The organism is Pseudoalteromonas luteoviolacea NCIMB 1942, from assembly GCF_001625595.1.
Taxonomy (GTDB): Bacteria; Pseudomonadota; Gammaproteobacteria; order Enterobacterales; family Alteromonadaceae; genus Pseudoalteromonas; species Pseudoalteromonas luteoviolacea_A.
Genome location: NZ_AUXT01000204.1, coordinates 1 through 8,423 on the forward strand (window position 1 = coordinate 1; position 8,423 = coordinate 8,423).

At 41.8% G+C, this 8,423-nt stretch carries 9 protein-coding genes; 8 read left to right on the top strand and 1 reads right to left on the bottom strand.

Features of this window, described 5'->3' with window-relative positions:
• From ftsY to N482_RS20715, 7 genes are all read left to right on the top strand, one after another.
• Window positions 1-970: signal recognition particle-docking protein FtsY (ftsY, locus tag N482_RS20685; protein WP_063378871.1), on the top strand; the 970-nt coding region annotated here is incomplete at its 5' end.
• Between the two features lie 75 nt (window positions 971-1,045).
• A complete protein-coding gene (gene ftsE, locus N482_RS20690) occupies window positions 1,046-1,750 on the top strand; it encodes a cell division ATP-binding protein FtsE (RefSeq protein ID WP_063378872.1) in 705 nt (234 codons plus the stop codon).
• Entirely contained in the window at window positions 1,747-2,733 is a 987-nt protein-coding gene (gene ftsX, locus N482_RS20695; RefSeq protein WP_063378873.1) for a permease-like cell division protein FtsX, read from the top strand. Before ftsE ends, ftsX begins: the two co-directional genes overlap by 4 nt.
• Window positions 2,734-2,952: 219 nt before the next feature.
• Window positions 2,953-3,816: an RNA polymerase sigma factor RpoH gene (gene rpoH / locus N482_RS20700; RefSeq protein ID WP_063378874.1), complete on the top strand. Its 864-nt coding sequence runs from the start codon at window positions 2,953-2,955 to the stop codon at window positions 3,814-3,816.
• Between the two features lie 129 nt (window positions 3,817-3,945).
• On the top strand, window positions 3,946-4,650 hold the full coding sequence (locus tag N482_RS20705; RefSeq protein ID WP_063378875.1) for a 1-acylglycerol-3-phosphate O-acyltransferase: 705 nt from the start codon (window positions 3,946-3,948) through the stop codon (window positions 4,648-4,650).
• Window positions 4,651-4,654: 4 nt separating this feature from the next.
• The gene (gene rraB / locus N482_RS20710) at window positions 4,655-4,990 is read left to right on the top strand and encodes a ribonuclease E inhibitor RraB (RefSeq protein ID WP_063378876.1); all 336 of its coding nucleotides are present in this window, start codon (window positions 4,655-4,657) and stop codon (window positions 4,988-4,990) included.
• Between the two features lie 151 nt (window positions 4,991-5,141).
• Complete coding sequence (locus N482_RS20715; RefSeq protein ID WP_063378877.1) at window positions 5,142-6,392, top strand: HD-GYP domain-containing protein; 1,251 nt, start codon at window positions 5,142-5,144, stop codon at window positions 6,390-6,392.
• On the opposite strand, the gene N482_RS20720 is transcribed toward N482_RS20715, so the two are convergent.
• Window positions 6,352-6,675, bottom strand: coding sequence for a hypothetical protein (locus N482_RS20720; RefSeq protein ID WP_063378878.1), 324 nt, complete (start codon window positions 6,673-6,675; stop codon window positions 6,352-6,354). The two genes, N482_RS20715 and N482_RS20720, sit on opposite strands and share 41 nt — an antisense overlap.
• A gap of 255 nt (window positions 6,676-6,930) precedes the next feature.
• On the opposite strand from N482_RS20720, the gene N482_RS20725 reads away from it, so the two are divergent.
• The gene (locus N482_RS20725) at window positions 6,931-8,196 is read left to right on the top strand and encodes an outer membrane protein transport protein (protein ID WP_063378879.1); all 1,266 of its coding nucleotides are present in this window, start codon (window positions 6,931-6,933) and stop codon (window positions 8,194-8,196) included.
• Window positions 8,197-8,423: the final 227 nt, after the last annotated feature.

The window sequence follows — 8,423 nt, forward strand, 5'->3', positions numbered from 1 at the left end:
AGAGCGTCTAGCCAAAGAGCAAGAGAAGCCGAAGAAAAAGGGCTTCTTTGCACGTCTAAAACAAGGTTTACTAAAAACTAAAGAAAATATAGGGTCAGGTTTTGCTTCTATCTTCAAAGGCAAAAAAATTGACGATGATTTATTTGAAGAGTTAGAAACGCAATTACTAACGGCTGATTTGGGCGTAGATACAACCATGAAGCTCATTGATAATCTAACTGATGCCGCAGATCGCAAGCAGCTTAAAGATGGTGATGCCCTTTATGAACTGATGAAAAGTGAAATGGCGGACATCTTAAAAGATGCGGAGCAGCCGTTAGAAATAAATGCGGGCAAAAAGCCTTATGTGATCTTGATGGTTGGTGTTAACGGTGTTGGTAAAACAACGACTATTGGTAAAATGGCGAAACAATTCCAAGCGCAAGGTAAATCAGTAATGCTGGCTGCGGGTGATACTTTCAGGGCTGCCGCTGTTGAGCAGCTTCAAGTTTGGGGTGAGCGTAATGAAATTCCTGTTGTAGCACAGCACACAGGGGCTGACAGTGCCTCAGTTGTATTTGATGCCTTTCAAGCGGCACAAGCAAGAAATGTAGATATACTCATTGCTGATACAGCTGGACGCCTTCAAAACAAAGACAACTTGATGCAAGAGCTAGAAAAAATTGCGCGAGTTATGAAGAAACTTGACCCTGAAGCACCGCATGAAGTCATGCTTACGATTGACGCTGGCACGGGGCAAAATGCTATTAGTCAGGTTAAACTATTTGATCAAGCCGTTGGCTTAACGGGGATCTCGTTGACTAAACTGGATGGTACGGCAAAAGGTGGTGTTATCTTCGCAGTAGCAGACCAATTCAAGATCCCAATTCGTTATATTGGTGTGGGTGAAGGTATTGACGACTTGAGAACGTTTAAGAGTCAAGACTTTATAGAAGCGCTATTTAGCCAAGAAGACGAACATAAAAATTAACAACATCGTAAAAGCGCCTTTTGAAGAAGGCGCTTTTTAGTTAGGGAATGAATACAGGCATTTTTCGGGTTAGGTATGATTAAATTTGATCAAGTTAGTAAAACTTATCCAGGAGGTCATAGAGCCCTCGAAAAAGTAAGTTTTGAGCTCGGCAAAGGAGAATTGGCTTTTTTAACTGGGCATAGTGGTGCTGGAAAAAGTACTCTATTAAAGTTAATCAGCTTGATGGAAAGACCATCAGCAGGGAAAGTGTCAATTAATGACGTTGATCTCAATCACATTTCGAATCGTCAAGTCCCTTTTGTTCGTCGTGATATCGGTATCATATTTCAAAATCATCGCCTGCTTGAGCGTTACAATGTCTTCGATAATGTGGCGCTACCACTTGTAATAGAGGGGACTCACCGAAAACATATTACAAAACGCGTACATGCAGCGTTGGATAAGGTAGGGCTATTAGATAAAATAAAATGCCAGCCCAGTACTTTGTCTGGCGGTGAGCAGCAACGTGTTGGCATCGCTCGCGCCATCGTTAATTCGCCGCCTTTGTTATTGGCAGATGAGCCTACAGGTAACTTAGACCCTGAATTGTCGATGGAAATCCTGACTTTGTTTGAAGATTTTAATCGTCATGGTACATCTGTACTCATTGCTACCCATGATCTGGGCCTCATAGCGCGAATGAAGTACAGAAGTTTAACATTAGAGCATGGCCGAATGCTGCAAGATCCACTCGCGATTGACCCATTAAAAGGTGACTACCTGGGAGGGCACTCATGAGTCTATTATTTAAAGGACGCGGCAATCAAGCTAATAGTCAAGAAAAATCCACCTTCCTAAAACTGTACTTTTTTGTTCTTACCTTATTTCGTCATGGCGTGCATAGCCTTGGCGAAATGTGGCGCACGCCAATGGCATCGTTGATGACAATTTTAGTACTAGGGTTAAGCCTTACATTACCTACAACGCTTTATGTCGTTGTCAAGAATGTACAGAAAGTAAGTAGTGGTTTTCAAGAAGCTGCTGAAATCTCACTTTTTGTCAAAGAAAGTATTAGCGAGCAGGAAACACAAACTTTGGTAACGCGTTTAGGCCTGTATCCAGAAGTTGAATCTGTGAGTTTTATTTCACAGGCGCAAGCATTGGATGAATTCAAGCAAATCTCTGGTTTTGGCCAAGCCTTGAATTACTTAGAAGAAAACCCCTTGCCTAGCGTTGTGCTTGTAACACCAACAAAGCGTCATCGTGGTGCTGATAGTGCTCAGGCACTCCTAGAGAAGCTTGAACAAGAACGAGAAGTAGAGTTTGGTAAGTTAGATATTGAGTGGCTTGAGAGGCTTAATGCGCTACTAGGTTTACTCAAAGAAAGTGTGTTTACGGTGGGGGTACTATTGCTCAGTGCCGTTGTGCTCATAATTGGTAATACGATTAGATTGTCTATTATGGATAAAAAGGAAGAGATCCAAGTTCTGAAATTGGTTGGTGCGACGAACACCTTTATCCATACGCCTTTTTTGTGGACTGGTATATGGTATGGCATAGTTGGCGGCTTAGTTGCCTTTATTTGTGTCACGCTCATGCTGTGGTGGCTAGAGTCCGCTGTTTCTTTGGTTGTGGGAGTTTATCAAAGTAGTTTTGTGTTAGAAGGCTTAGATTTATCTGAGTTGATGCTTTTGTTGCTGTTAGCTATCTCGCTCGGCTTCATTGGGTCTTATTTATCTGTGCGAAAATATATTCGCGAGATTGAACCTGAAAAAGTTTAACCTGTCAGTTTTAGCAGGTCTTTTGGAACAAAGGCCTGCTCCCCATTCATCTTGCATTAAATTCGACTATATTAGTCTATAAAAATCAATGGTTTATTTATTTTTTATAACGGGATAATAAAAAGCTTGATTTTTAGTCTTAAAAAGTAGTAGATTGCAGTTAGCACTCTAAAGGTTAGAGTGCTAAAATTAACTAAAGATTTATCACTGAGGTGAAAAATGAGTAAAGACATATATGCAATGGCATTAACAGCTGGGCAGCAAAGCGCGAGTATTGAAGGATATTTGCAGGCTGTTAGTACGATCCCAATGCTAGACGCTGAAAAAGAGCATAAACTTGCGACGCGTCTTCATGAAAATGGCGATCTTGATGCTGCTAAGCAGCTCATTATGTCTCACCTCAGATTCGTAGCCCATATTGCGAAAAGTTATTCAGGATATGGACTTCCGCAAGCTGATTTGATCCAAGAAGGCAATATCGGACTGATGAAAGCCGTTAAGCGTTTCAACCCTACGGTAGGCGTAAGGCTGGTATCATTTGCTGTGCACTGGATCAAAGCTGAAATTCACGAATATGTATTAAAGAATTGGCGCATTGTTAAAGTCGCGACAACTAAAGCTCAGCGCAAACTATTTTTTAACTTGCGTAAAAACAAAAAGCGTTTAGGTTGGTTCAACCAAGAAGAAGTAACCACTGTAGCGACCGAGCTAGGTGTGAGTGAAAAAGAAGTTCGTGAAATGGAATCTCGCATGAGCGGTCAGGACATGGGCTTTGATTTAGGTGCTGATGAAGATGATAACAGCACTAGCACTAGTTTCTCGCCTGTACAATACCTTACAGATACTAACAGTGATTTGGCCGAAGTGATTGAAGAAGAACAATGGCAAGAGCAGTCGCAAAATCGTTTACTTGCAGCAATGAAAACGCTGGATGAGCGCTCGCAAGACATCGTGGCTGCAAGGTGGTTAGCAGAAGATAAAGCAACATTGCAAGACTTAGCCGACAAGTACGGTGTATCTGCTGAGCGCGTTCGTCAGCTAGAGAAGTCGGCAATGAAAAAGCTGCAAGCAGCAATGAGCTAATTGTCAAAACAAATTAAAATAAATACCGCTCCATAATGGGCGGTATTTTTTTGTGTCATAAAAAATTGAGCTTACAAGTGTACGCTTATTTGATTATAATGCACAGCTCAAGATATAGGAGCTCGGAATTTGTTAGCTTTATTGCGTATCGTGGCAATGGCCATGTTTATTATTTTTAGTTGTGTCTTTGGGTTAGCATTATGTATTATCAGGCCGTTTCATCGCAACAATGTACATGTGATTGCGTCTTGGTTTGGTTCAATGGCGAGAGTTATTGGTGTCGAGTTGGTGATTGATAGGGCGCCTGAAGTAAAAGATATTGGGCCAGCATTGTATGTGGCTAATCATCAAAATAACTATGACTTGTTCACTTTGCCAGCTGTAGTCCCTCAAAACACAGTGAGCATGGGTAAAAAGAGTCTGAAGTGGATCCCATTTTTTGGTCAGCTTTACTGGTTATCAGGCAACATTCTAATTGATAGAGCAAATCGTTCAAAAGCGGTTGGCACACTGGATAGGGCAGTACAAAAAATTAAACAAAAAGGCCTATCTCTTTGGATGTTTCCAGAAGGAACGCGTAGCTATGACCGTGGACTTTTACCATTTAAAACGGGAGCTTTTCACGCTGCGAAAAGTGCACAAGTGCCTATCATTCCTGTGTGCATGAGTTCTACCCAAAACAAAATCAAATTGAATCGTTGGGATAATGGCAAAGTGTATATTTCTATACTGGCACCGATAGAGTTGTCAGCAGATGTATCTGCAAGAGAGCATGCAAATAACATTCATGCTAAAATGGCTGGCAGAATCGCACAATTAGATAAAGGTGAATAAGCTGATGGAAAATTGGCAAGAGATCAGTGAAGATATTGTAGAGTCATTACTTGAAGATGGCTCTAACCCTGAAAAGTTATACGAGGTTGAGCACCACTTTGTATGTGAAGACTTTGACAAATTAGAAGAAGCCGCGTTAGCAGCATTTAAGCTTGGTTATGATGTTGAGGAGCCAGCTGAGTTAGAGTTGGAAGATGGCTGTAAGATCTGGGGATTTGATATTGTTGTTGAAGCAGAGCTTAACGCAGAAGTGATTATGGAAGATGTAACAAAGCTTGTGGCTGTTGCGACTCAAACTGGGGTTGAGTACGACGGTTGGGGCACCTACTTCCAAGACTAATCAAAACGCATTCTCAATGCGATAGAAAGAAATGGATTTCTCTCTCACAAATTCTAATCCTTTATTCTTGTATTTTTATCTAGTAGTAGACAATTTAGTCGTAACTATGCATATTATTGCGGTTTGAGTAAAAAAGCTTCACTTAGGAACTATGCACGCGACAATCCCTATTAATGAACTTGTGCCAGGTATGTTTGTGGACAGCGTCCACAAGTTAAAATCTGACGCAGATGTAAAGCTAAAGTCACGAGGGATGGTGCGTAATTCAGCGATAATAGCAAAGCTGGAAGCTGATGGTGTACTTGAATTAAATATTGATATCAAGCAGAGCCAAGTCCCCGTACCTGCACATTACCTCCCTGAGTCGGAAACCTCGTTACCACGAGTGCCAAGCAACACGGGTGTTGAGCAAAACACTGTTGAAGACAGTGAAGCGCAAACTTCACAGCCAAATACCAATGTGCCAACAGCTGAAGCGTTTGCAGCAGCCTTAAATCAATTTGAAGTTCAAAATAAAAAGCTTCAGATTTTGTATGGCAATATCTTGGGTGGAGAAGCTCTACAGCTTCACTTGGTCAATGATATTAGCCAAGAGATTGTTGCTTCTGTTACTCAAAATAGCAATGTCATGGCAATTCTAACGCGTTTAAAGGACAAGCAAGGCTTTAACTGGCGCCATATGATCAATTGTACTATTTTGATGACCATTTTCGCTAAGTACTTGGGGTTAAAGCCACATGCCGTAACTAAAATGGCTATGGCGGCAATGCTCCATGACATTGGGAAAAGCAAAATACCGCAAAGCATTTTGGAAAAAGCGACGCCATTTACCAAGCATGAAAGACGACATTGGCAAAAACATGTGGCGTATTCAGTGGCCATGGTTAAGGAAGAAAAAGGCATCACGCCATTGGTTATCGATATGATAGTCAACCATCATGAACGTTTGGATGGCAGTGGATTCCCCAGAGGGCTCAGTGCTGAAAAGCTAAGTAAGGCAGCTCGTGTAATGGCAATCGTGGACGAGTATGCTACGTTGACGACTGACCAAAGTTCTGAGGAAGCGCTTGAACCGGTACACGCTCTACGTATTCTGTTATCAAACAAAGATAAGTTTGATGAGGTACTTGTGCATAAGTTTATTCGATGTATAGGCATTCATCCTGTCGGGACCATTGTGAAGTTAACCAATGACCGTCTTGGTTTGGTCATGGCTGGTAACAAAGAAAACCCGAAAGCTCCCGTTGTCAGAGTATTCTACAATGCTAAACATATGCATCACGTCACAATGAAAGATGTTGATCTAAATGACAGCGGTGATATTAAAATCATCGCGAATGTTAAGCCACTTGATTATCAGATCAATTTATCCCGTCTGTTACAAGAGAATTTGCTTGTTTAGCTTGCTTGCACCTTTTTAGTCTCTGTACTTTAGCAGAAAGTAAAGCACCAGCAAGACAGCTTGACATGAGTACTATCCACATCAAAGTGCCTTTTTCGCTGTGCAGCGCGATACAACAACATGCCAGCGCCGCGAGTGCAGCCATAATGGCACCAAGCCAATAATGATTCACTGGGTTGTCACATTGCCCTGCACGTTGGCAAGCACAGTAATTTGCTTTACACAGGCAGAAAACACTGACCCCAGAAAATAGCAGCGCTGCCAATATCAACAACACTATCATAATCATCTCCCTCAAAGTAATGGCGAACAGTATAAGCGAAACTTTGGAATGGTTCAATGATATTGAGAATCAGTCTCATTTGTAGTGGTGGTGTTGTTTGTATAAATACTGGTCTGCTTTGTTATCAAAAGTAACTAAATGATTTCATTTTGCTCAAACAGGCTGCTAAAAGCCATAACTGTGGAGATTTTTAGCTCTTAATTATGTACTGTGTCGCGCAACATATTTATTGTATTTTTGATTTAAGGGTTATTAATGAATAAAGTTGTTGTTGCGTTATTGGGTACTTGTGTGTTGATGGCATCATCACAAAGTCTAGCTGCCGCATTTCAATTAGCAGAGCAAAACGTTTCTGGATTGGGTCGCGCCTATGCAGGCGAAGCCAGTGTGGCAGATGATGCTTCGGTGGTCTCTAGAAACCCAGCTCTGATGAACAAGCTCGAAGGCACACAACTGAGTGTTGCAGCTATGTATGTAAAGCCAGATGTTAGTCTGCAAGGTACAAGCACTAATAACGGGGTGCCGGCCTCGGCTTTGGACAGTAGCACCATTGCGCCTAGTGCTGTTGTACCTAGTGCTTTTGTGACCACCTCTATCGATGAAAATTGGTCGGTTGGCGGCGGCATATACTCTCAGTTTGGTCTTGCAACAGAGTTTGATGCTGGCTATGTTGCGGGTCAGATTGCAGGTGAAACAGAAATAGTAACCATCAACACCGGTGTGGCAGCTTCTTATCAAGTGGACGAGCAGTGGAGTGTAGCTTTTGGGTTAAACCATGTATACGCTGATGCGAAAATTATTCGTAACTTGGGGGCAAATAACCTAGGTTTACCAAAAGAAACTGAGGTTGTTGATTTAGAAGGTGATGATTCAGGCTTTGGCTGGAATGTAGGTGTTGTGTACAACATTGATGCTGATAATCGATTCGGTTTTCACTATCGCAGTGAAACAGATATTACTTTTGAGGGAACTTTCAGTAACCAATTACCTGCGGCTGCACCATTCAATGGAACGGCAGGCAAGCAGCTACCTGGTAGCGTTGCTATTACGTTGCCGGCAATTGCAGAAGTGTCTGGTTCTCACAAATTGAATACGAAATCGACTTTGCATTATAGCATTTTGTGGACTGGCTGGAATAGTTTCCAGACGTTATCCGCTCAGGTGGACAACGTAGGTACGGTATTTAGCAAAGATGAAAATTTTAGTAATGCACTTCGATATTCGGTTGGCACTGATTATCAATGGAATGACTCATTAAAGTTACGCGCAGGTTTTGCGTATGATGAGTCGCCTGCTGACGAAAATCATATGTCTATTTCCATTCCTGATACCGATCGAACTTGGTATGCGTTTGGTGCAGAGTACCAAATGAGTAAAGTGGCCAGTATTGATTTTGGCATCAGTATTATTCGTGGTAAAACGCAGCGCTTTATTGAGAAAGATAACGCTGGAAGTGAGTGGGGTTTTAAGTCTAAAGGCCATGCATCTGTGTTTGGCTTACAGTACAACCACATTTTATAATAAGCATATAAAGCGGACGCTTTATTTTTGGAAAAGGCTGCAAATAGCATTTCTCTTAATCACAAGTCTGACTCAAGAGACTTTGCTAAATCGTAGCCCTCAAGGATGGCTTGTAATTTGAGCCATCCTTGCCATATCACTTTAACTGATGCTCGCCCTAGTTGTCATATTCGTGTCGCTATAAAACCATTAATGGTTACCAGTCTTTCCATGTTGTCTTGGCTTTG

Bases quoted from the DNA above. Each gene is read 5' to 3' on its own strand.
- N482_RS20715 (WP_063378877.1), top strand. From the start codon at position 5,142: ATGCACGCGACAATCCCTATTAATGAACTTGTGCCAGGTATGTTTGTG.
- N482_RS20725 (WP_063378879.1), top strand. From the start codon at position 6,931: ATGAATAAAGTTGTTGTTGCGTTATTGGGTACTTGTGTGTTGATGGCA.
- rraB (WP_063378876.1), top strand. From the start codon at position 4,655: ATGGAAAATTGGCAAGAGATCAGTGAAGATATTGTAGAGTCATTACTT.
- ftsE (WP_063378872.1), top strand. From the start codon at position 1,046: ATGATTAAATTTGATCAAGTTAGTAAAACTTATCCAGGAGGTCATAGA.
- rpoH (WP_063378874.1), top strand. From the start codon at position 2,953: ATGAGTAAAGACATATATGCAATGGCATTAACAGCTGGGCAGCAAAGC.
- ftsX (WP_063378873.1), top strand. From the start codon at position 1,747: ATGAGTCTATTATTTAAAGGACGCGGCAATCAAGCTAATAGTCAAGAA.
- N482_RS20720 (WP_063378878.1), bottom strand. From the start codon at position 6,675: ATGATAGTGTTGTTGATATTGGCAGCGCTGCTATTTTCTGGGGTCAGT.